The 21,562-nt window shown below is 70.9% G+C and carries 21 protein-coding genes; 9 read left to right on the top strand and 12 right to left on the bottom strand.

What is annotated here, in order from left to right:
* Window positions 1-307 precede the first annotated feature (307 nt).
* Entirely contained in the window at window positions 308-1,252 is a 945-nt protein-coding gene (locus FPZ41_RS32265; protein WP_152867160.1) for a hypothetical protein, read from the bottom strand.
* A 356-nt stretch (window positions 1,253-1,608) separates the two neighbouring features.
* On the opposite strand from FPZ41_RS32265, the gene FPZ41_RS32260 reads away from it, so the two are divergent.
* The 4 genes from FPZ41_RS32260 (at window position 1,609) to FPZ41_RS32250 (ending at window position 3,774) form a co-directional block, all read left to right on the top strand.
* Window positions 1,609-2,013 carry a hypothetical protein gene (locus tag FPZ41_RS32260; RefSeq protein ID WP_152867159.1) on the top strand — a complete coding sequence of 135 codons (405 nt, stop codon included), beginning with the start codon at window positions 1,609-1,611 and terminating at the stop codon, window positions 2,011-2,013.
* Window positions 2,014-2,335: 322 nt separating this feature from the next.
* Entirely contained in the window at window positions 2,336-2,596 is a 261-nt protein-coding gene (locus FPZ41_RS32255) for a hypothetical protein (RefSeq protein ID WP_152867158.1), read from the top strand.
* A gap of 121 nt (window positions 2,597-2,717) precedes the next feature.
* A complete protein-coding gene (locus FPZ41_RS47400; protein WP_194236280.1) occupies window positions 2,718-2,885 on the top strand; it encodes a hypothetical protein in 168 nt (55 codons plus the stop codon).
* 214 nt (window positions 2,886-3,099) lie between these two features.
* A complete protein-coding gene (locus FPZ41_RS32250; protein ID WP_322620997.1) occupies window positions 3,100-3,774 on the top strand; it encodes a Type 1 glutamine amidotransferase-like domain-containing protein in 675 nt (224 codons plus the stop codon).
* Window positions 3,775-3,926: 152 nt separating this feature from the next.
* On the opposite strand, the gene FPZ41_RS32245 is transcribed toward FPZ41_RS32250, so the two are convergent.
* Both FPZ41_RS32245 and FPZ41_RS47395 read right to left on the bottom strand, forming a co-directional pair.
* A complete protein-coding gene (locus FPZ41_RS32245) occupies window positions 3,927-4,529 on the bottom strand; it encodes a hypothetical protein (protein WP_152867157.1) in 603 nt (200 codons plus the stop codon).
* An 80-nt stretch (window positions 4,530-4,609) separates the two neighbouring features.
* The gene (locus FPZ41_RS47395) at window positions 4,610-4,801 is read right to left on the bottom strand and encodes a hypothetical protein (RefSeq protein ID WP_194236281.1); all 192 of its coding nucleotides are present in this window, start codon (window positions 4,799-4,801) and stop codon (window positions 4,610-4,612) included.
* 16 nt (window positions 4,802-4,817) lie between these two features.
* On the opposite strand from FPZ41_RS47395, the gene FPZ41_RS32240 reads away from it, so the two are divergent.
* On the top strand, window positions 4,818-5,165 hold the full coding sequence (locus tag FPZ41_RS32240) for a saccharopine dehydrogenase family protein (RefSeq protein WP_228023120.1): 348 nt from the start codon (window positions 4,818-4,820) through the stop codon (window positions 5,163-5,165).
* Between the two features lie 664 nt (window positions 5,166-5,829).
* Here the strand turns inward: FPZ41_RS32240 and trxB are convergent.
* From trxB to FPZ41_RS32190, 9 genes are all read right to left on the bottom strand, one after another.
* On the bottom strand, window positions 5,830-6,792 hold the full coding sequence (trxB, locus tag FPZ41_RS32230) for a thioredoxin-disulfide reductase (protein ID WP_322620996.1): 963 nt from the start codon (window positions 6,790-6,792) through the stop codon (window positions 5,830-5,832).
* A 41-nt stretch (window positions 6,793-6,833) separates the two neighbouring features.
* Complete coding sequence (locus FPZ41_RS32225; protein WP_152867156.1) at window positions 6,834-8,357, bottom strand: FAD-binding oxidoreductase; 1,524 nt, start codon at window positions 8,355-8,357, stop codon at window positions 6,834-6,836.
* 135 nt (window positions 8,358-8,492) lie between these two features.
* Window positions 8,493-9,278, bottom strand: coding sequence for a serine O-acetyltransferase EpsC (epsC, locus tag FPZ41_RS32220; protein WP_152867155.1), 786 nt, complete (start codon window positions 9,276-9,278; stop codon window positions 8,493-8,495).
* A 35-nt stretch (window positions 9,279-9,313) separates the two neighbouring features.
* A complete protein-coding gene (locus FPZ41_RS32215) occupies window positions 9,314-10,258 on the bottom strand; it encodes an isopenicillin N synthase family dioxygenase (RefSeq protein WP_152867154.1) in 945 nt (314 codons plus the stop codon).
* 28 nt (window positions 10,259-10,286) lie between these two features.
* The gene (locus tag FPZ41_RS32210) at window positions 10,287-10,955 is read right to left on the bottom strand and encodes a class I SAM-dependent methyltransferase (protein WP_152867153.1); all 669 of its coding nucleotides are present in this window, start codon (window positions 10,953-10,955) and stop codon (window positions 10,287-10,289) included.
* Window positions 10,939-12,006 (bottom strand): pyridoxal-phosphate dependent enzyme, encoded by a 1,068-nt coding sequence (locus tag FPZ41_RS32205; protein WP_152867152.1) that lies wholly within the window; start codon window positions 12,004-12,006, stop codon window positions 10,939-10,941. The genes FPZ41_RS32210 and FPZ41_RS32205 overlap by 17 nt, the downstream gene beginning before the upstream one ends.
* Window positions 12,003-12,965: a formylglycine-generating enzyme family protein gene (locus FPZ41_RS32200; RefSeq protein WP_152867151.1), complete on the bottom strand. Its 963-nt coding sequence runs from the start codon at window positions 12,963-12,965 to the stop codon at window positions 12,003-12,005. The genes FPZ41_RS32205 and FPZ41_RS32200 overlap by 4 nt, the downstream gene beginning before the upstream one ends.
* Window positions 12,962-13,594 (bottom strand): GTP cyclohydrolase II RibA, encoded by a 633-nt coding sequence (gene ribA, locus FPZ41_RS32195; protein ID WP_152867150.1) that lies wholly within the window; start codon window positions 13,592-13,594, stop codon window positions 12,962-12,964. The genes FPZ41_RS32200 and ribA overlap by 4 nt, the downstream gene beginning before the upstream one ends.
* Window positions 13,591-15,474 carry a WD40 repeat domain-containing protein gene (locus FPZ41_RS32190; protein WP_322620995.1) on the bottom strand — a complete coding sequence of 628 codons (1,884 nt, stop codon included), beginning with the start codon at window positions 15,472-15,474 and terminating at the stop codon, window positions 13,591-13,593. The genes ribA and FPZ41_RS32190 overlap by 4 nt, the downstream gene beginning before the upstream one ends.
* A gap of 310 nt (window positions 15,475-15,784) precedes the next feature.
* Between FPZ41_RS32190 and FPZ41_RS32185 the strand changes: the two genes are divergently transcribed.
* From FPZ41_RS32185 to FPZ41_RS32170, 4 genes are all read left to right on the top strand, one after another.
* Window positions 15,785-19,156, top strand: a complete 3,372-nt coding sequence (locus FPZ41_RS32185) for an ATP-grasp domain-containing protein (protein ID WP_152867149.1) — start codon at window positions 15,785-15,787, stop codon at window positions 19,154-19,156.
* 5 nt (window positions 19,157-19,161) lie between these two features.
* Complete coding sequence (locus tag FPZ41_RS32180; protein ID WP_152867148.1) at window positions 19,162-19,707, top strand: NADPH-dependent FMN reductase; 546 nt, start codon at window positions 19,162-19,164, stop codon at window positions 19,705-19,707.
* Window positions 19,704-21,017 (top strand): ATP-grasp domain-containing protein, encoded by a 1,314-nt coding sequence (locus FPZ41_RS32175; RefSeq protein WP_194236279.1) that lies wholly within the window; start codon window positions 19,704-19,706, stop codon window positions 21,015-21,017. Before FPZ41_RS32180 ends, FPZ41_RS32175 begins: the two co-directional genes overlap by 4 nt.
* On the top strand, window positions 21,010-21,562 hold a 553-nt coding region (locus FPZ41_RS32170), incomplete at its 3' end, for a hypothetical protein (protein WP_152867146.1). The genes FPZ41_RS32175 and FPZ41_RS32170, both read left to right, overlap by 8 nt.

Here is a 21,562-nt window from a genome sequence, read left to right as displayed (position 1 = left end):
CGCGGCATTGCCACCCGCTATGACAAGACCCCCGAGAGCTACCTTGCCGGACTCCACCTACGAGGCGCCGTCATCTGGATCCGCAGCCTTCAGCCAAGTCGCTGATCACGACTCCGTACAGGCCCTAGCGGCGTGCGCGACTTGGGCTTCGACGCGGCCCCGATGAGGTCCTCGCGCAGCGGCTACGGAACCGGTCTGCTCTACCGTCGCGAGGTCTTCGGCTCCTGGGCACGTCACACCGGGACTTCGGCGAGGAAGCCCTGCACGGCCTGGCCGTGCAGGGGCTCCGGTCGCCGCGGTCCGGGAATCAGGAGCAGGTGTGAGCGGGATCGTCGTGGGTCAGCGCGCAGATCATCGTGTCGCCTCGGCTGCCGTAGCGTTGCCGGAGTTCGTCCTGGAAGTCCTGCCACTGGCGCTTGACGTCGTTGGTGGCTCCTTGCACCGCGCGGTCGAAGTTGCTGTCGATCCTGGACCGGTTGTAGCCCATGGTGTCCTTGGACAGGTCGTTGTCGTGGGTGGTGCGCCCCGTGCAGTCGGCGCGCTTGTGTGTGGATTCGAGGTCGGGGTAACACCCCGTGCTCAGGTCGAGGGGAATGTGGCTGGTGGCATCCTGGGTCCACTCGCGCTCGCTCATGGCGCTGTAGCGGCGGACAGAGAAGAACTCGGGGAGGGTCTCCTTCTTCAGCCCTGGCGGGTTGTGTACGCCGATCGGATAGGGGCCGGCTTGGTCCGCCCAGTTGCTGTGGGAGTAGAAGTCCTCGATGGCGTGCCATCCACGGCCCAGGTTCTCGTACACGGTGCACTTCGCCCGGTCGGGTTGCTCGTTCCACGCGCAGGGCGTGTTCAGGTCGACTTCCCTCGGCTTCACCTTCCCGTCGGCGTCGACCAGGCCGTCCGCGGCGGCCACCGCCTGCTTGAAGCGCGTCACGGAGCCGCGGATGCAGGCGATGAGCTCGGTGTTGGCCTGCTCTCGTGTCCGGGGGTAGTTCGGGCCGTACCGGGAGTCGAGGTAGTCGGCGTTGTCGCAGTGCAGGAAGCCCTGGTCGAAGTACGATCCCTTGTCGTTCGCGACGATGGCGCCGGAGTCGGCATCGGCCATCGCGGTCAACGACCTGCTCTCCCACGGCAGTGCCGCGCGGGTGATCCTTTCGTGGTTTCCTCCGCTGAAGGCGTGCGCCGTGCCGTTCCCCGCGGCGGCGCCCAGGGCGAGTGAGAGAGCGGCGGCGGCGAATCGCAGACCGGGCCGTGGCATGCCCATATGTTCGACTTCCCATCCCTTGCTCGTGGATCGGCGGACGGCCGGTGAGTAGGGCCCTCCACCCGAGCCCGCCCCGCGGGCCCTGTGGGGGCATGCCAATCCGGCCGGCGCGTCATGCGCTGCCCCACCCGCACGAGGGACGCTCATCCCTCCGGGGGGTGATGTGTGGTTGCCGAAACATGCCAGGGAGTCACCCACTGGCTAGCGCAAGCGGGCGCAGGGCTACCACCGCATGCGCCTGTCCTGCACCATCACCACCATCACGTCACGCATCCAGTTCGTTACGCAGGGTACGTGGTGGAGATGGATTCGCTGACTGGCGGAACCACCCATTCGCGCGGAGGAACAACATGGCCGTCACCAACATCACCATCCTGGAAAGCAACGAGCCCGCACCCCCCGGCTGGATCAAGGACCCCACCGATCTGAACGAGGGCGCCGGCGGGGAGTACCTGTACCTGGCGTATGAGAAAGACGGCGCTGCCCGGCCCGTCACCGACATCTACTTCCTCATCGGCGAAGACCAGCCCGTACCCCCCGGCTACGAGAAGATCGACGTCGACCTCAACAAGGGCGCGGGCGGCAAGTACATCTACCTGACCTTCACCCGGGGCAACGGAGCCCCCTTCGAGGACCTGGAGGTCATCTCCTCCAACGACCCGGCTGCAAACCCGCCCAGCGGATACCGGCGGATCGACGTCGACCTCAACGAGGGCGCAGGCGGCAAGTACATCTACCTCTGCTACCGCTCCTGACAAACCAGATCTTCGGAGGAGCTACGCCTGTGGGGCCCCGCGGGGGCCCCACAGGCGGCCTGCGCGAGACCCCCCAGCGACCACGGCGGTGGTGTTCCAGCTCGACACCGAGGCGATCGACGCAGCCCGCCCGTGGTCGTTCCGCCGACCTACGAGGCGATCTCGCGCATGTCCGGCCGCCAACGCCTCGATCCACCCTCGACGGCCCCGGACCTGGCGGCCCGCCGACGGCAGGCCGGCCCGGGGACCGGGGTGCGGTGACCGCGATATCGTGGAGGGCCCCTGATGACTGTCCACCGTGATGATCTGGCAGGAGACTCGCGTGCCCGAGGACCCTATCGCGCAGGGAGGGATCGCCACGCTGACCCGCCGCTTCGAAGACGTGGCGGAGAAGACGGACCGCGAGTTCGGAATCGTCAAGAGCGGTCTCACGGCGCTGCGCCTGCAGGTTGGCAACCTTGATCAAAAGGTGGGCAACCTGGATACGAAGGTAAGCGCTCTCGGCGAGAAGATCGATCGCAATCAGGCGCAGATCATTGAGCTGCTGACCCAGCTGGTCGGCCGGGACCCCAACGCCGGTTGAACTTGATCATTTGAACTGCGTCGGCCTTGGACACCCTCGTGTTCGAGGCCGCAGCCGTATACGACTGGCCAGGCAGCCTTCGATGGTTCAAGGCGCGGGGTCGGCCAGGATGGTGAGCGAGATGGCGACAGGCGACGGAGCGGCCGCGCACGGCGTGCCCGACATCGGTTCCCCCGCTGACGCCGTCGGCGTGCTGGGGAGCCCGCCTGTCACTCAACGCCTGGACATGATTGAACGCGTCCTGTTCGCCCTTGCCCGGGCGCAGGGCATCGATCCCGCCGCCTCCTGACCCAGTTTCGTCCTGGTTACGGAGCCGTCGGCACGGTCATGGCACGCCGGCATGCGGCCCGACGACTTCGGGGTACGGCTGGCTGAGTAGGTGTTTTCAACCTGAGGCGGCCCAGGTCCGTCAGCATGTCACCGATACGATCATGGCCATGACGGCATCGGAACCGACCATCCTCGCGACCTCCGGCGGACATTGAGTCGGGGGACGAACCAGGGTGAAGTTTGATGCTCTGGTGCATCACGCGGTTGATCTCTCGGGGGTACATGGCCGACGCCCGCGCATCATGTATGTCGGTACCGCCATCGGGGATGCCGAGCACTTCACGGCCCGTATGACCGAGGCTGCGCGGGTAGCGGGATTCGATCTGACGCCGCTGCACCTGTTCCCCATGCCCAACGTCGAAGATGTCGAGGGCTCGGTCCTCGACCACGATGTGGTCTGGGTCATGGGGGGCTCGGTGGTCAATCTGCTGGCGGTGTGGAGAGCGCATGGCCTGGACCGCATCATGCACCGTGCCTGGCAGGCCGGTGTCGTGCTCAGCGGGGTCAGCGCAGGCTCCATCTGCTGGTTCCAGGGAGGCACGACCGACTCCTTCGGGCCCGAGTTGCGCCCGGTCACGAACGCACTCGGGTTCCTGCCGTATGGCAACGGCGTGCACTACGACTCGGATGAGGGTCGGCGTCCGTTGATTCACCAGCTCGTGGCGGACGGCACCATGCCTACTGCTCACTGCACAGATGATGGTGTCGGCCTGGTGTACCGCGGAACGGAATTGGTGGAGGCGGTGACGGAAACCCCCGGTAAGGGCGCCTACATAGTCAAAAGCGATGGAGCCAGGGCGGTGGAGGAGCGCATCGAACCTCGCAGGCTCACCTCTTCCGGAGGATGACCTGGCCTTTCACTCGCGGGTCGAGACGATTCGCGTGAAGTCGTCCCAGGTCAGCGGGTCGCCCATGGGTGGAGTGTAATGGGTGTGCCCCGCCCGGAGATGGGGCACACCGCGCGGGAACGGGAACTACTGATGACGGGTGCGATGGCGGTTCAAGGAGCAGTTTTCGAGGACAAGCCTCCGATCCAGCGGCCAGTCAGGTGCTCGTGGCGGAGTTGTATGCCCGTGATGGCCCGCATGACGAGGAGAGCGCCGACGGCTTCCCGGTCCGGCTCCGGAACGGGTTCCTCTTCGGTGGCGTAGCCGTCCGGAAAGCCGACGAGACGCAGGGACTCGATGGCGCGTTGGCTGTACGGGCCCCAGCGCCTGTTGGTGCGTGGTTCGATGCCGCACGGTTGGGAAGCGTCCTCACAAAACTTCACTTGGAGCTGGTTGGGGTCGGAGAAGGCGGTGCACGCCAGCCGGCCGGGGGAAGCGAGCGAGGACAGTACGTCGGAATGCATTCCGACCCATCCTGTACTTGCTTCGCATTCGGCGATGATGCTCCAGACATCGTCCACAGGAGCGGCGGCAAGCAGCACGGGTGGACCGTTCCGAGGGTCTCGCCCGGCGAAAGCGGAGGCGAGGTCTGCGGGCAGGGGCTCGATTTCCTGAACTCCCATGGTGCGCAGCGCGGACTGTGGTGATCGTGGAGCAAGGGTGATGCACCAGCCATATCCCCAGAGTTGCCGCAGATCCAGGGTTCTGTTCCTCATCGGTGACTCCATTGGACGGAGATGGCGTGCGTGGGGTGGGGCGCCGGTGAGGAGTACCGGCGCCCCACCCCGCAGAGACCTTACGGAACGATCTCGACCCAGAACATGTCGTTGGTCACGTTCGGTTCTGGGAGGGAGGCGTCCCATGCGAGAACGCGATCCGCGTTGTAGTAGGAGATGAGCGTGCCGCCGGCCGAGAGGTTGTGGGCCGTCGGAACCGTTTGCGGCGAGCTCGTCGCGGCGCACGCGGTGAGCGGAGCGCCGTTCGTCACCGCTACTTCCGCTCTCGTGCCGGCCGCTCCCCTGATACGTTCCCTGCTCCCGCTGCTGGGCCGCCTGTTGTCGGTTCCGGCGCTGCGGCGTCTCACCGTCGACCGGCTCGGCCGGGCCCCGGTGAAGGCCGCACCCCGTCCGCGCAAGCACTCCTGGGGGCACGCCGTCGTGGAGTGGGCGGACGGCACCCGGAACGAGGGATGGCTCCGTGCCGGCGACGGCATGGACTTCACGGCCGATTTCATCGCCGCCGTCACCGAACTGCTGACCCACGGTGTCGGCAGGCCCGGGGCCTGGACACCGGCAGCCGCCCTCGGGCCGGACCTGGCGACAACCGCAGGCGGCACCTTCGTACTGGACTGACGAATACCGATACCCGCCCGGCGGCTGCCGGGGCCTCAGCGGGTGGCACCCCCCGCCCTGGCCAGGCAGGCGTCCCGGCGATGGCGGACCCGGCGGCCTGACAGGTCCTGGTGATCACCGCTCAGGTGACGTCAGGCGGGATCTGCATCGAGACGAGCCGCCGCCGCTGATCGGTGTCACTACGGCCAACTGTGATGCTCAGTGTGGCCAACCAGCGTGCTCAGTCACACCAGTGTTGCCGAGGTTCGAGGCGGCGTGTGAGGGCTTTCCGGCCTGGAGCAGGTTGTGCAGGCGGGCGATGCCGAGCATCGCAGTGTGGACGTCGTCGCCCTTCAAGCGGCAGTCGCGAAGGACTCGCAGCGTCCAGGTCCATGGAAGCCTCGTCGACGCGGCTGACGGTTGCGAATGCCGGTTCGGAAATCGATTGAGTGCCGCGCGGCGCAGGGCATCGCGGGCAAGGCTCGTTCGCCATTCGATCAAGTAGGTCAGCGGTGCAGTTCCGGCCTTTCGAGCGGCGGGAAGGCCGCGTGGTTGTCTGGGCTCCGGCGGTTCGGCCCGCTCGGGGTGGGTGGACTTCCAGGACGCGATGTTCCTGCCGGTTCCCCTCTGCTGGGAGGCGTTGTCGGCCCACGGCCGGTGCGCACATGACGTTGACCTCAGAGAATCAACCACAGCTTGGATGTGTGCGGTTTTCTGCGAGGTGGTGTTCTGTGTCCAGGGCCGCCGCGCAGCCTGTGGCTGCTGCTGTGATGGCCTGACGGTAGATGTGGTCGACCACGTCGCCTGCGGCGAAGACGCCGGGGGTGCTGGTGCGGGTGGTGGGGGAGTCGACCTTGAGGTAGCCGCCGTCGTCCAGGGCCAGTTGGCCTTTGAACAGGTCGGTGCGGGGGTCGTGACCGATGGCGACGAACAGGCCCGTGACCGGGAGGGTGCGGTGTTCGCCGGTGACCGTGTCACGCAGAGTCAGGGAGGTGAGGCGGTCCTCGCCGTGGATTTCGGTGACTTCGCTGTTCCAGGCGAAGGAGATCTTCGGGTTGGTGAAGGCACGCTCCTGCATGACCTTGGAGGCGCGCAGGGTGTCGCGGCGGTGGACGATCGTCACAGACTTTGCGAACCGGGTGAGGAAAGTGGCCTCCTCCATCGCCGTGTCGCCGCCGCCCACGACGGCGATGTCGCGGTCCTTGAAGAAGAAGCCGTCGCAGGTGGCGCAGGAGGAGACGCCGCGGCCGGAGAGTTCGTCCTCGCGGGGCAGATTCAGTTTGCGGTGCTGGGAGCCGGTCGCGACGATCACGGTGCGGGCGTGGTGCTGGGTGCCGGTGGAGTCGGTGACGGTCTTGATGTCGCTGGTGAGGTCCACCGCGGTGATGTCGTCATCGACGATCTCGGCGCCGAACCGTTCGGCCTGTTCGCGCATTCGGTCCATCAGGTCGGGGCCCTGGACTCCGTCGGGGAAGCCAGGGAAGTTCTCCACCTCCGTGGTGTTGGTGAGGGCGCCGCCGACGAGGAGGGAGCCGGCGAAGACGAGGGGGGTCAGCTGGGCGCGGGCGGTGTAGAGGGCTGCGGTGTAGCCGGCGGGGCCGGAGCCGATGATGATGACGTCGCGTACGTGGTCGCCGGTGCGGGTCACGGTGGTTCCTTCGGTCGGGGTCGGGGCCTTGGCGGGGCGGTTCAGTCGACGGCCTGGGGGAAACGGAAAAAGCGGGTGGGGTCGTAGGCCCGCTTGACGGTCTGGAGGCGGGCGTAGTTCTCGCCGTAGTAGGCCTGGCGCCAGGCGGTGAGGGCTGGGTCCATGTAGTTCTGGTACGACCTGTGGTTGGAGTGGGCGTCCATGGTGGTGTAGGCCTTGTTGACCCAGGCCTGGGCGCGGTCGCGGTCGTCCTGGGCGGGGTCGGCGGTGGGCAGGGTGAGGGCATAGCCGGCGTTGAGCACCGCGTCGCGGTGGACGAACGCGGTGGCGGTGGGGGACTCCTCGTTGATGCGGCCGCCGTAGGGGAACAGGCCGAGGAAGCGGAACTGGCCGGGGACGGGGTCGGCCATGAAGGCGTCCAGGGCGGCCTGGGCGGCGGCGGGGGTCCAGGGCTTGGCGAAGTACAGGTTGCGCTGGGTGGTGTGGCGTTCGCGGGGGAGCTGGGCTTCGGGCGTGAAGCCGATGCGGTGGCATTCGGCGACGGTTTTGTCGCTGCAGCCGTACACCTGCATCATCGCCTGAGCGTAGGGAAGTTCACGGCTGGTGCGGCTGGTGCCGGGGTGGCCGACCGCAGTGGTGAGACGGTCCAGGAGGCGGTCGCAGTCGGCGTTGGTGCCGTGGTAGCCGCCGGTGAGGACCACGCTGGGTTCGGTGCCGGCGGGGGCGTCGGTGGAGTGGAGGAACATCAGCTCGCAGGCGAGTTCGCGGGGTGCCGATGCCATCCAGTCCTGCCAGGCGAGGATCACCTGAAGGGCGTCGGTGTAGCGGAAGTTGAGGTTGAAAAGGGTCAGGGCGGGGATCTGCACGGGCCGTACCTCGTAGTCGGTGACGACGCCGAAGTTGCCGCCGCCTCCCCCGCGCAGGGCCCACAACAGGTCGGGGTTGTCGGTGGCCGAGGCGCGTACCGTGCGCCCGTCGGCGAGGACGACGCGGGCAGAGACGAGGCGGTCGGAACCCATGCCGTACTTGCGGGAGGCGTAGCCGAGGCCGCCGCCCTGGATCCAGCCCCCCATGGCGACGGTGGGGCAGGTACCGCCGGCGACCTGGATTCCGTAACTGGAAAGGGTGTTGACGACGTCGACGCCCTGGCTGCCGGGGCCGAGGTGGACGGTGGAGCCGTCGGTACGAACGGTGTTGAGACAGGAGACGTCGATGACGAGGCCAGGGCTCGTGGAGTAGCCGGCGGCGCTGTGGCCGCCGCTGCGGACGGCGGTGGCCAGGCCGTTGTCCTGGGCGAAGCGGATGCAGGCGGCGACGTCGCTGTCGGTGGTGCAGTAGGCGACGGCCTGGGGGTGGATGGCGTCGAACTGGGCGAGCTGGAGCTGCCGGGCGGTGTCGTAGCCGGCGTCGTCGGGCAGGACGAGACGGCCGGCGAGTGTGTTCCGCAGGGTGCTCCAGGGCACTGTGGTGCCGGCGGCGAGGACAAGGCCGCCGGTCGTGGCGGTGAGCGCGGCTGCCGCGGTGGCACCCGTCGAGGCCCGTATGAGGGAACGTCTGCTGAGCACGTGGATCACTCTCCGTTGTGGTGTGCGGGACGGCTGTGCGGGAACAGGTGCAGCATGCGCGAGGGCGGGTGGGGGCGCGGAGGATCGGGGCGCAATGCGTCACCTTTGGCCCGGTTGTGTGGGCTTGGCTGAGGTTCAGTGGGACTGGGTTCGGCGGGTGGTCGCGGTCTGATGGGGAGGCGTGCCGGCTGCGGGCAGGTCGTTCAGGACCAGGGAATGGGCGGCGATGCGGCAGCCGTCGCCGACGGTGACCGGACCCAGGACGGAGGCTCCCGTGCCGATCAGGACGCGGTCGCCCAGGACGGGGTGACGGCGATGGCCGCCGCCGTTGTCGCGGAGCCAGCCGCGGGAGCCGAGGGTGACGCCGTGATACAGCGTCATGTCGTCGCCGATGACAGCGGTTTCGCCGATGACGACGCCGAATCCGTGGTCGATGAAGGCGCGTCGGCCGATGCGGGCACCGGCGTGAATCTCCATGCCGGTCAGTAGGCGGGCCAGGCGGGTGAGGGCGGCGGCCCGCAACCGGTGTCCGCGCGTGTAGTGGCGGTGGGCGAGCCGGTGCAGGGCCAGGCCCTGCCAGCCGGCGTGCAGCAGCGCCTCCCCTCGGCCGGAGCAGGACGGGTCGCGGTCGAGGACGGCTTGGAGATCCTCGCGGATCAGTCGCGGCAGCGAGGGGGTTTCGGCTGCTGCGGAGGCTCTTGTCACCCGGAGGCGGATGCGTCTGAGCGCGCCGGGGTGCGGGGTGGGGTGAGGGGCGTCGCGTCTGACAGCACCGATGGCCTGCGCCGCGGGGGAGCCGGTGCCGGGGGTGCTGCCGATGTCGAACGGTTCACCGCACCCGTCGCCGGGCGGCGCACCCGGGACTCTCGTCGCAGAGGCACCCGGGCCGGCCGCCGTGTGAAAACCGTATGCCGAGGGCATCGCACGGGCGTCCTCGGGTGATGTGCCGGTGGCAGTCATCGGGCCGGGGCCGGCAGGGGCCGGGTGTCCAGGCGCTTGATGCGGTACATGGTGCGCTGGAACAGTTCGTCCGCGGTGAGGGTTGCGAACCGCTGCGGTATCCCTTCGGCGCCCGGGATGCGCAGCGGGGTCAGGGCGGTCCAGGGAGCGGGGTGGCAGAACTGCACGATGGACAGGCGTCCCTCGCTCTGGTCCGACCGGGCCACCACGCGGTGCACGGCGGCGCGGGCGAAGCCGTTGGTGAGCCGGTCGAGGACCATGCCGACGTTGACGACGGCGTAGCCGGGCGGCGCATCCACGGCCAGCCACTCCCCGTCGACGAGGACTTCCAGCCCGGCCGCGGTCGCCCTGGGCAGGGTGGTGATCAGGTCGAAGTCCTGGTGTTCGACGGCCCACACATGGAGGTGGGAGGGGGCCTGGTCCATGGGCGGGTACCAGGTGGCCCGGTTGACGACAGGGCCGTCCTCCAGCATGTCGGCGAAATAGTCGGGGTGAGCGCCGAGCGCGTCGGCGAGGGTGCTTACGACGTCGTGCTGGAAGCGCACCATGCGGGCGTGCAGTTCGCGCAGGGCGGAGCCGATGCCGGGCACCATGTGGTCGGGGAAGTAGGGGTCGGGGTAGCGGGCGGGATAGCGGACGCGCAGCGGGTGCCGTGCGGGCAGCGGCGCTCCCCAGTGGAAGAGTTCCTTCCAGTCAGGCATCGCGCCCTTCTCGGCGTGTTCCACGAGGGGTGGGGTGTAGCCGGCCTGGCCGTTGCTGCCCGCGACACGGCAGGTGTTCTTGGTGTCGGGGTCCAGGGCGAAGAAGGCGTACAGGAAGGCGTACGCCTCGTCCAGGAGGCTTTCGGGAATGGTGCTGCGGACGAGGAAGAACCCATCGCGCAGTGCGCCGCGCAGGTGCTCTCGGCCGCCGGGCCGTTCCAGGTCGATTTCCTTGAGCATGTTCCGTCCCTTCACAGGCGACGAGGGGTCATCCGCCGGTCTTGCGGAAGGAGAGCACCAGGTATGCGAGCCAGTGGCCCTGATACTGGAAATTCCGGTCGATCACCAGACGGTCCCCGGGGGTGAGCCCGGCGTCGGTGTACAGGCCGGTGACGGCCCTTTCGGTCAGCCACCAGTTCAGGCGGCCGTCGTCGAGGGGGAGTTTCGAGATCTCGCCGTGCGGGCTGAGGAAGACACTGACGACGAGGACTCCGCCGGGGCGCAGCAGGTGGGCGCCGTGGGCCGCCCAGGCGGGCCAGTCGGTGCGCCGCTGGTGGTGCAGGCAGCCGTTGTCCACCACGAGGTCGAGGCCGGTGCCGGCGAAGTCAAGGAAGTCGCCCTGCCGGAAGCGGGCGCGGCCGCGGGCGGGCGGCGGGGCATCCCATACGGCGAGCAGGTCCAGGCCGGTGCTGTCGGCGTCAAGCCGCTCGGCGAGCTCGGTGCTCTGGTGGCCGCGGCCGCAGCCGACGTCCAGGATCCGGCGACGGCCTGGGCCTGTGGCGGCCGGTGCCTGGGCGCATACGAAGCGGGTCACCTGATCGTTGGTGTCGGCGCCGGTCCACGAGTCGCGTCCCCGGCTGTACCAGTGGCCGAAGGAGTCGGCGACGGTCTGCCGGTAGGCGGCGTAGCCGGCCGGTGCGTCAGTGGTCGGCGGCATCGGCCCACTCCTCGGCTGTTCCGCGGCCGGCGGCGACGGCCACGGCGTGGCGGCCGCGCGGGCCTTGGTCGACGATGCGGGACGCGCTGAGCCAGGCGCCCGCGGCACTGCTGGAGACGGCGACCCGATGGGTGCGGCGCAGCAGCCGCATCGCCTCCAGAGCTTGGGGGTAGCCGGTCTCGGCGAAGGTGAAGTCGTCCTCGTAGGGGGCCAGTAGGGGCTGCCTGAGGCCGTGGCCGAGGCCGCCGGTGCCGTTCATGCGGCGGGCACCGCCGGGGGCGCGTCCGTCGCCGTAAGGCGCCTCTGCGGGGAAGACGGCAACGGGCGTGCAGCCCGGCCAGCGGGTGCGCAGGGCCTGGGTGGTGCCGACGAGGGTGCCGGCGGAGCCGACCGCCGCCGCGAGTGCGACGGGCCGTATCCCCTCCTGGGCGAGCCGGGCGCTGATCTCGGTGCCGGTGCGTTCGCGGTGTACGGCGACTGCCTCGGGGGCGCAGTGCTGCAGCAGCAGGTGGCGTTCCTCGCGTTCGGCGATGCGCACGGCTTCGTCCATCGCGCCGAGGAATCCAGCGCCTTGCGGCCCGTGAGTGACCTGCGCGCCGTGCCGGCGCAGGACGCCGACGAGGCGGTCGGGTGAGCCGTGCGGCACGGCCAGGTGCAGGTCGAGGCCGAGTACGGCGCACATCTCGGCGAGGGCGAGGGCGAGGGAGCCGCCGGAGTACTCCACGAGCCGGACGCCGGCGGTGCCCGAGCGGGCCACGGCCGCGCACAGCAGGGCGTAGGCGGTGCGGGCCTTGACGGTGCCGGTCATGTTGGCGGCCTCCGCCTTCAGCCACACGGTGCCGCGGCCGGCCCGGCTGGACACGGGGACCAGCGGCGTGGCGCCGACTGCGGGACGCAGTGCCGCCAGGCGGGGCAGCATGCGCAGGGCGCGTCGCTCCAGTGGGGCGAAGGGGGCCTCGATGTCGGCGCGGCCGGGGCGGCGGGCGGCGAGCGCCCGCTCGATGTGCGTGTGCCGGCCTGCGGTCGGCGTCGTCAGCACCGGTGCGGTCATGACGGGCGCTCGCTGGTGGCGATGCGGAACCCGACGGGGTACAGCGGGCCGGGGAAGGCGCCGTGCCGGCGGCGGGTGCGGGTGAGGTCGCCGAAGCGGGCGAAGCTGCCGCCACGGGCGACGCGGTAGGTGCCCATCGACTGGACCAGGTGGTCGGCGATGTGTTCCCCGCCGGGGTAGGCGGTGTAGTCGTCGGCGGTGAACTCTTCCACGTTTCCGCCCATGTCGTGGGCGCCGAACGGGGACTGGCCGGCGGGGAATGCGCCGACGGGGGTGGTGGTGTGCACGCCCGACTCGCGGGTGTTGGCGGCGTCCGGGTCGAAGCCGCCCTCCCACGGGTAGGGGCGCCCTTCGGGGCCTTTGGCTGCGTACTCCCACTCGGCCTCGGTGGGCAGCCGCCACGGGTGTCCGGTGCAATCGCTCAGCCAACGCGCGTAGCGGTCGGCGTGCTCGGGGCGGATACCGGCGACGGGGTGGTTGGTGCGGTCCCAGGGGTAGGCGCCCAGGTACCAGGTGGTGGGGCGGTCCTCAAGGCCGGTGTCGGCGAGGAAGTCGCGCCATTCGCCGTTGGTCACCGGGTAGCGGGCGATGAAGAAGTCGGCGATCTCCACGCTGTGCTCGGGGGTCTCCTTGACGATCCAGGATTCCTCCACGCCCTTGTCGGCCCAGGCCCGGGTGACGTAACCGACCTCCTCGGCGGGCAGGCCGATCGGGACGGTGGCGCCGGGAACGAAGCAGACGGCGGGGACGGGGGTGATGCGCGGATCGCCGAGCAGGGCCAGCATGCCGCCGGCGGCGAGCCGATCGGCCAGTGAAAGCGACGGGTCCTCGACGGCGGCGGCCAGGCGCAGCCGGTCGGCGCTGGGCCGCGGGTGACGCGGGGGGTGGAGGCGGGCCGGGGCGGCGAGGTCCGCGTGCTCCCTGAAGTGCGGGGAGCGGGCGATGTCGTCGAGGTTCATGCGCTCGCCTCCTTCAGCAGCGCCAGGGTGTGGCCACTGTTGGCCTTGGCAGACAGGTAGCGGGCGTTTTCATCGGTCAAGTGGACGGCGGTCGGCAGCACGGCGTCGATGCGGATGCCCAGCTCGCGCAGCTGGGCAACCTTGTCGGGGTTGTTGGTCAGCAGCCGGATGCGCGTCAGGCCGAGGGCGCGCAGCATCGCGGCGGCTGCCCGGTAGTCGCGCTCGTCCTCGCCACGGCCGATGATGCGGTTGGCGTGGAAGGTGTCGATGTCCTGGTCCTGCAGGACGTAGGTGTCGAGCTTGTTGTACAGGCCGATGCCGCGGCCTTCCTGGCGCAGGTAGAGCAGGACGCCACCCTCGTCGGCCATGTCGGTGAGCGCTTCGTCGAGCTGGGGTCCGCAGTCGCAGCGGGCGGAGCCGAACACGTCGCCGGTCAGGCACTCGCTGTGCAGTCGCACCAGGGGCACGGTCTGCGGCGCGTACGGCAGGACGCAGGCGATGTGTTCCTGGTCGTCGCGCAGGTGGTGGAAGGTGACGAGTTCGGCGGTGCGGCCAGCCGCGCGATCCAGGGTGATGGGCACGCGGGCGCGGATCGAGGCGGGGTACGGCAGTGCGGTGAGGGAGTTCATGCAGCCCTGCTTTCCAACGTGCGGGCGTCGGCCCGGTAGGTCGTCGCGTCAGTGGTGAGCAGCTCGCCCAGGTGCAGCGAGCGCCGCACCTCGGGTCGGCCGGCGGAGTCGAGTCCGATGATGAGGAGACGGCCGTCCCAGCCGGCGACGGCGACCGTGCCGTCGGTGAGGCGGAGCATGCAGGACAGGCCCTGGGCGAACTCGGCCAGCACCCGGCCGGAGGCGAGGGTGGCGGCCGAGTCGTTCCAGTCGACCTGCCAGGCGTACAGGCCGAAGTCGTAGGAACCGGCCACGACGACGGGCCGCTCGGCGTCGCCCAGCAGGGCCACGCACTTGACGGACTCGTCGGGGCCGAGGAGTGTCTGCACGCGCTGCGCGTGCCAGGTGCCGTCGGGCAGGCGGGTGAGCCGGCCGACCTTGACGGTGTGGTCGCGGGAGGCGCTGGCGGCGGCCTCGGTGCCGAGCGCGGCTACGGCGTTGACGAGGTTGCCGTGCTGCCACAGCTGGCTGCGCGCGTGCGGGCCGCCCGCTTCGACGGTGCGGTCGGTGGCTGCGGACAGGAAGCCTCCGGTGACGGTGGTGAGGGACTTCACGGAGCCGTCGTGCGCCTCGATCCGCTCCACCAGGTCGAGGGTGCCGGGGGCGAGAAGGAGGAACTGCCCGTTGTAGGTGCCGGCGACCAGGGTGCCGTCGTGGACGGTGAGGGAGGGCACGGGCGCGCCGAGACCGGTGCTGGAGGCGAGCGTGGTGCCGTCGTGGCGCAGGACGTGCCCGGAGTAGGTGCCGGCGTAGACGGTGTCGCCATCGGTGGCCAGGGACAGGATCGGGCCGTCGGTGAAGGCGGTCGTGCGGACCGTGCCGGTGCCGGACGCGTCGGTCGTCACGGCGACGACGAGACCGGAGTCGGTGCCGATGAGCAGCTCGTCGCCGTGCTGGGCCAGCGCGTTGGGCCCGTGGGTGGCGCCGTCGGGGGCGGCGATCTCCTGCCCGGTGGTCAGGTCGTAGAGGTGGGGGCCGTTCCAGAAGCTGCCGACGGCGACGACGTCGTGTGCGACGGCCACGGAGCGCGGCCACACCCGGCGGTCCTCGACGCGGTGCAGGCGGGTGCCGACGACGTCGAAGTAGTGAAGGGCGCCGTCGTAGGCGCCGACGACGAAGGAGGAGTCGTCCTGGGCCCAGGCGACCGCGCGGGCCGCCGAGGTGGACACGGGGACGGTGCGCACCACTTCCAGGTCGGCGGTGAGCAGGTCGACGGCGCCGTCGTCGCGGGCGACGGCGAGGAGCCGGCCGGAGTGGGACCAGGCGCAGCCCTCGATCGAGGAGTCGTAGCGGCGGGTGCGGGGCTCGGCGCCGGTGTCGGGGTCGCTGACGGCGACCAGGCCGTCCTCGCCGACGGTGGCGACAAGGCCCTGAGCGCTGACCGACACCATCATGCAGTGCGCCTCGTGCGAGCCGGCCTCGGCGAGGAACGCGCCGTCGACGGCCGACCACAGGGTGGCGCGGCCGTCCTCGGAGACACAGATGAGCCGTTCGCCGTCGGGCAGCCAGGCCACCGAGTTGATGTCGTCGGTGTGCCGGGCGAGCACGGTGTGCAAGGTGGTCCGGCCCTGTTCGCCCACCCGCCAGATCGCCACCGTCTTGTCGGCCGACGCGGTGGCCAGTACCTCGGGGTCGGCCGGGTTCCAGGCGGAGGCGTTGACCAGGCGGCGGTGGCGCAGCCGGGCCAGCGGGGTGGGACGGGACGGGTCGCCGGTGTCCCAGATGATCACCGTGCCGTCGTACGAGCAGGTGGCCAGGCGCTGTCCGTCGGACCTGAATCCCACGTGGGTGAGGGGGGCGGAGTGGCCTGATCCGTAGGCCGGAAGATCAATTGTTCGCACGCTGTCTCGTCCTTTTTCTCGGGTGGCCCGAGCTACTGGGAATTCTCGGCTTCCCGTTTTCTTGAATTCCTGAGCTCTCGGTTCGCCGGGCCGAAATTAGACGGGAGGTTTGACGGATGGCCAGCGGCCGACACGCTATCTGGCAACTTCCGGCATTTCGGCCCGCCGTGTTGACAGCCGCCCCGCCGTTTGCGTCAACGGGCCGCATGAGCTGGTTACTTGACCCATTCCTTGGGGCTTGCTTGAGGAGTTCGGCGGGTCGGGCGGACGCTGGCGCGGAACGCAGGACCGGGCCAGGGAGCTGAGCGACGTGCACATAGTTCTGGTGGAGACGACGGCCGTCCGCGGGTTCGACATGGTCGCGGAGATGGCGGACTCGGGAATCGAGGTGAGTTTTGTCACCGGGAACCTGGACGCCTATCGGGGAAAGCCGGGATTCGAACTGGCTTCGCGTGCCGCGCGCACCGTGGAGGTGCCGTTGCAGGCCCGCGGGGGCCTCGCCGACCGGCTGCGCGGCAGGCTCGGTCCCACTCCACCGGACGGTGTGATCGGCCGCGACGAGGTGTATCCGTTCGCCGTCGCCGAACTCGCGCGGGACCTGGGGCTGCCGCACGAATCGCTCGCGACGGCCCGGATCCTCGGCGACAAGGCCGCCGTACGCGCCCGCCTCGCTCAGCACCGCGTCGGCTCGCTCGCCTGGCGCGTGGCCGGCACCGAGGCCGAAGGGATGGCGGCGGTGGACGAGATCGGGCTGCCCGTCGTCGTGAAGCCCACCGCGGGCGGCTGGTCGGTGGGGGTGACCATCGCATGGACCCGGGCGGAGGCGGCCCGTGCCCTGTCCGAGGTGCTCGGTGTGCCGGCGGGCCGTGACGGTGCGCCGCCGCGGGCGCTGGTCGAGAGTTACGCGGTGGGTCGGCACGTCAGCGCGGAACTGCTGGTGCAGGGCGAGCGCGTCGTGCTGCTCGGGTTCGCCGAGCGGCTGCCCGCCCCGCCCGGCCAGGCTGCCGAGCTCGGCGGCCACTTCCCGGCGCGCATCGAGCAGGAGGCCGCCGCCCGCTCCTTCGTCCTCGACGTGGTACGCGCCCTCGGTATTCGTTCATCGGCGGTCCACGCCGAACTGTTGCTCACACCGACCGGGCCGGAGCTGATCGAGATCAACGCCCGGATCGCCGGGCATGTGGTGGCCCGTCAGATGTCGCTGGCCCTGGGGCGTTCACTCACCCGGGACCTGGTGACGCTGGCCGTCGGGGACCCGGTGCAGGAGGCCGCGCCGCCGGAGACGGTCGTCGCCCTGCATCAGCTCTACAGCCCCGTGGACGCGGTGGTGCGGGGCGTGAAGCCGGTGAACGCGCTCACGCCCGAGGTGGTCGAGACGCACCTCGCAGTCGAACCGGGCGACCGGGTCCCGGCGCTGCGCACCAACCACGACCGGATCGGTTACGTGCTGGCCCGCGGCCGCACCGGTGAGGCGGCCGCACGTGCGGCCGCCGATGCAGCCAGGCACATCCTGACATCGCTGGAGCTTCAGGCGCAGCCGGCGCCGCGGACGCCCGCGGCGCCCGCACCGGACACCGTCCCCTGCGGCGACCACCTGCTTGTGCTGCTCGGCGCAGACGACCCCGCCGAGCGGATCCTCGCCGCCGTGGGCGCCGTCACCGCGCGGCTGAGCGTGGTGTGGACCGGAGGGCCGGACGGCGAGGACGAGGCGCGGACACTGTGGCGGCGGCACTACCGTGGGCAGTGGCGCAGCGCCTCGAGCGGACCGGACATCCGGGCCGCCGCCCGCCTCATCCACGCGGCCGAGCCGGTCCACGCCGCACTGACCCTCTCTCCTTCCCCGGTGGCACGGCAGTTGCGCGACGGCGCACCAGCCGCCGACCGGGCCGCCGCCCCGCCGCGCGGGCACACGGTCGTGGTGGCCGCTCACCGCGGCACCGCTCGAGCCCTCGCCGTCATCGACGAGGAACAGGACGCCCGGCTGTGCCCGTCGGGCCTGAGCGCGCCGCTGAGCGGTCTGCTCGCCGAGCGTGCCGTGCGCGCCGTGCGTGAGGCGCGGGTGGAGGGGGTGGTGCGTTGCGTCTTCCCCTCCGACCGATCGGACGCCTGTACACCCCTCCTGCTGCCAGGCCTGGACGCGGCGACCATCGACCTGTACGAGGCCACACACACCCGCAGCCTGGTCTGCGCCGTCGCCGAGACAGCCCTCGGCCGCACCCCGCGCGGCACGAGCCGCGGCACGGTCGCCGTGCAGCGCGATGTGCCGACACCCGGCGGCCGCTTCCGGGTGATGGAGGCCACCACCGCCGAGGAACTGAGCGCCCGGCCCGGGCTGTTCAGGGCGCAGGTGTTCACGCGCGCCGGCGACGTTCACGAGGGGCCCGGGCCCGCCGTGTGGCTGCGGCACACCGTGGTCGCGGCCGACCACGAGCGGGCGAGACGGGCCGCCGCGCGGCTGGAGGGCTCCCTCGTCCTGCGCACCGCCTCCCTGGACCGCACCCACGTCCTGCTGCTGGACCGGCTCGGCCCCGACACCTGGACCCACCCGGACGGCTCCTCGCCCGTGTTGCCCGCGGACCGCTACCGGCTGAGCGTGCTGACGTCGGCGGCCGGATCGGGGCCCGCCGAGCTGACCGCACGCACCGACCTGGGAGACGACTTCGCGCTTGACGGGCTCGCCCGCGCCGTCCACGCGGCGCATCCGGTCGACCGGGTGGCCGCCATGTCGGAGCGGCTGCTCGAACCCGCCGCACGGCTGCGGCGACTGCTGGGCACGCCGGGCGAGAAAGCCGAGGAGGTGCGCCGCTTCGTGGACAAGGCCGTCATGAAGCGCATCGCCCGCCGCCACGGCATCCGCTGCGCCGACGGGCTGCTCGTGCACACTCCCGAGGACGTGACGGAGATGTTCGACCGCTACGGGAAGATCGTCCTCAAACCTCGGGCCGCCTCCGGCTCCCAGGGCGTGGCGGTCGTCTCCGCCTGGCCGGCGCTGCAGACCTGGCTGCGCGAAGAGTTCGTCCCGGGCACGCAGCTGTGCGAGGAGTTCGTCGACGCCCCGATGTGCCACATCGACGCGGTCGTGCGCGACGGCGAACCGGTGTGGGACGTCTCCGTCTACGAGCGCGACACCATGGCCCTCAGGAGCGGCCGGCCGCTGTCGTCGGCGACCGTGGCCGACCCGGGGTTGCGCGCGGCCGCCGGACGGCTGCTGGCGCAGGTCGTGGACGCCTGGCGGATGCGCTCGGGCGTGCTGCACCTGGAGGCTTTCGTCACCGGGGAGCACCTGACGTTCTGCGAGGTGGCCGCGCGACCCGGCGGCGCCGGTGTCACCGAGGCGTTCCGCGCCACCAACGGCATCGATCTGCGCCATGCCAAGCTCCTCGCCGACGTGGGCGAGGACCCCCTCCTCGGGCGTCGCGAGCCCGTCGCCGCGCACGCCGGCTGGACCGTGCACTACTGCGGGGGCGGACGGCTGCTGGAGTACGACGACTCGGCGGTGGCGCCGTACGCCCACTTCCGGTCCGTGCAGGCGCGCGTCGGCGACACCGTCCCCGCGTCGTCGTTCTCCGGTACCGGGGTGAGCACCCATGTCTTCGTCCACGACTCGCACACCGAGTTGTCGAGGCTGCTGTCCCTGGCCGAGCGCGGCATACGCGTTGTGACCGGCCCGGCGGACGAGGGGTGAGGGCGATGATCCTCGGCATCCTCGGCAGCGCCGCCAAGGACTCGGTCACCCGCGAGATCCTGCTGCGGGCGGGCGAGCGCGTCGACCGGGCCAACGGCGGCTTCGAACTGATCGACCTGGCCGTTGAGTTCCCCAAGCCGCACGCGCTCGAGGACTACGACGCCCCGCCGCCCGGCAGCCAGACCGCGCTGCTGCGCGCCCGGGTCGCCCGCGCCGACGGCGCCGTGCTCGCCACGCCCGTCTACCACGGCTCCTACAGCGCGCTGTTGAAGAACGCGCTGGACCACCTCACCGGCGACGCGCTGGCCGGACGGCCGGTCGGACTGATCGCCGCGGGCGGCGGGCCGCGCGGCGCCGGCACCGCCTGCGACCAGCTGCGCACCGTCGTCAGGGCGCTCAGCGGATGGGCCGCGCCCACTCATGTCGCCACCACCGCGGCCGACCTGACTCCCGGAGAACCCCTCGACTTCCTCGACCGGCGGCTCGACGTGCTGGTCGGCGAACTCCTGTCCTTTGGCACATCGTCCGCGTCCTTCCCCGTCCTCAGATGAAAGGCCTCACCATCATGGGCTCCCCCCACCTTCTGCTCCTCGCCGGGATCGGCGGCCACGCCCCTGACGAGGCCCTCGACTCGCTGTCCACCCTGACCGACGCCGTCAGCGTCGTGTACGTCACCGCCTGGCGGCCCTCCAAGCAGGCCCGGGCCGACTGGGAACGGCGCGGCCTGCGCGGCGAGTTCCTGGACGCCGCCGACCTGGACGCCGCGGTGGAGGCCGCTGCCGCCCTGCACGGCCGGATGCTCCTGGACGGCGTGGTGACCTATTCCGAACTGCTGCTGCGCCCGCAGGCCGACATCGCCTCCCGTCTGGGCCTGCCCGGCAACTCCCCCGAGGCGGTGGCCGTCGCCCAGTCCAAGGCACGCCAGCGCCTGGTCTTCGCCGAGCACGGCGTGCCCTCTCCCGAGTTCGAGATGATCACCAGCGTGCGGGACCTCGCGGCGGCCGCCGCCCGCGTCGGACTGCCCGGCGTGTTCAAGCCCTCCCTGGGCGCGGGCAGCCAGAGCGTCCGGCTCGTGTCCACATACGCGGAGCTGATCCACGCCTTCACCACCGCGCGAGCCGAGAAGACCGCCTTCCTGCAGTCCGATGAGGCCTACCTGCTGGAGCAGCGGATGGCGCTGGAGTCGGACGGCGACAGCGGATACGCGGCCTACTGCAGCGTGGAGTCGCTGCTGGCCGACGGCACTGCCCACCACCTGGGGATCTCCGACCGGCTGCCCCTGGAGCACGGCTACGCCGAGGAAGGTCTCGTCCTGCCCAGCCGGCTGGACGAGGCGACCCGGGCGGCCGTCGTCGACGTTGCCGACCGGGCGATCCGGGCGATCGGGCTGGCTTGGGGCGCGGTGCACACCGAGATCGCGCTGACCGCCGACGGTCCCCGTGTCATCGAGGTCAACGCGCGCGCCGGCGGTCCGCTGCCCACCATGTTCAAGGTGGCCGCCGGATACGACTACGCCGCCGAGATCGGCCGCAGCGCGCTCGGCCTGCGGCCGTCGAGGCTGCCGGAGTTCACCCGGATCGCCCTGCTGCGGTTCCTGCCGATCCCGGCGGGCAACTGGCGGGTGGCCGCACAGACCCCCGTCGAGGAGGTGCTGCGCGCCTTCCCCGAACTCGTCTATGTCTCCCCCCGCTTCACGCCCGGCCAGCACGCCAGTCGGCAGCGCACCCTGCACCTGGCCAGCTTCATGGTGGACGCCCCCGACAGGGACACGGCCCGCACCGTCACACGGCAGGTGGAGCGGGCTCTGGGCATCCGCCTGGTGCCGGGCTTCGACGCGACGACCGGAGTGGACCGTGGCTGATTCCGGCGCGGTGCAGAAGGAGGCGCGTGCGCGCAGGTTCTACGCGGTGGGGCTGTGCGACGCCCTGGGGCTTGGCATGTATCTGTCCCTGTCGGTGCTCTTCCTCGACAAGGCGGCCGACCTGACGAACCAGCAGGTCGGCATCGTGCTCGGCACGTCGGGCTTGGCGTCCCTGCTGGGCGCCATGCCCATCGCCCGGGCGGCGGAACGGCTCGGTATCCGTGCCGTGCTGAGCGCACTGTTCGCCATCCGCTGCGCGGCCTTCCTCGCGCTGTCGGCCATCTCCTCGTTCGGGCAGGCTCTGGGCGCGGCGGCGGTGGCCGGGCTGCTTAGCCGTGGCATCGGCCCGCTGATCGAGTCCGGGCTGATCAGCCGGGTCCGCGACGCCCAGGCCGTGGGAACGCTGGCTCGGCTGCGGACGCTGCGCAATGCCGGCCTGGCGGCCGGGGCGCTGCCCGCGGGCGCCGCGATCGCCGTCGGCGAGGCATGGGCGTACCGGGCGGTCCTTGCGGCCTCGGCCGTGCTGTTCCTGTGCTGCACCGCGA

This window comes from Streptomyces acidicola (genome assembly GCF_009377235.1).
Taxonomy (GTDB): Bacteria; Actinomycetota; Actinomycetes; order Streptomycetales; family Streptomycetaceae; genus Streptomyces; species Streptomyces acidicola.
Note: the sequence above shows the minus strand (reverse complement) of the source record. Positions and strands in the feature narration are given on the sequence as shown.

Bases quoted from the DNA above. Each gene is read 5' to 3' on its own strand.
- FPZ41_RS32265 (WP_152867160.1), bottom strand. From the start codon at position 1,252: ATGCCACGGCCCGGTCTGCGATTCGCCGCCGCCGCTCTCTCACTCGCC.
- FPZ41_RS32260 (WP_152867159.1), top strand. From the start codon at position 1,609: ATGGCCGTCACCAACATCACCATCCTGGAAAGCAACGAGCCCGCACCC.
- FPZ41_RS47400 (WP_194236280.1), top strand. From the start codon at position 2,718: ATGGCGACAGGCGACGGAGCGGCCGCGCACGGCGTGCCCGACATCGGT.
- FPZ41_RS32245 (WP_152867157.1), bottom strand. From the start codon at position 4,529: ATGAGGAACAGAACCCTGGATCTGCGGCAACTCTGGGGATATGGCTGG.
- epsC (WP_152867155.1), bottom strand. From the start codon at position 9,278: ATGCCCTCGGCATACGGTTTTCACACGGCGGCCGGCCCGGGTGCCTCT.
- FPZ41_RS32215 (WP_152867154.1), bottom strand. From the start codon at position 10,258: ATGCTCAAGGAAATCGACCTGGAACGGCCCGGCGGCCGAGAGCACCTG.
- FPZ41_RS32210 (WP_152867153.1), bottom strand. From the start codon at position 10,955: ATGCCGCCGACCACTGACGCACCGGCCGGCTACGCCGCCTACCGGCAG.
- FPZ41_RS32205 (WP_152867152.1), bottom strand. From the start codon at position 12,006: ATGACCGCACCGGTGCTGACGACGCCGACCGCAGGCCGGCACACGCAC.
- FPZ41_RS32200 (WP_152867151.1), bottom strand. From the start codon at position 12,965: ATGAACCTCGACGACATCGCCCGCTCCCCGCACTTCAGGGAGCACGCG.
- ribA (WP_152867150.1), bottom strand. From the start codon at position 13,594: ATGAACTCCCTCACCGCACTGCCGTACCCCGCCTCGATCCGCGCCCGC.
- FPZ41_RS32180 (WP_152867148.1), top strand. From the start codon at position 19,162: ATGATCCTCGGCATCCTCGGCAGCGCCGCCAAGGACTCGGTCACCCGC.
- FPZ41_RS32175 (WP_194236279.1), top strand. From the start codon at position 19,704: ATGAAAGGCCTCACCATCATGGGCTCCCCCCACCTTCTGCTCCTCGCC.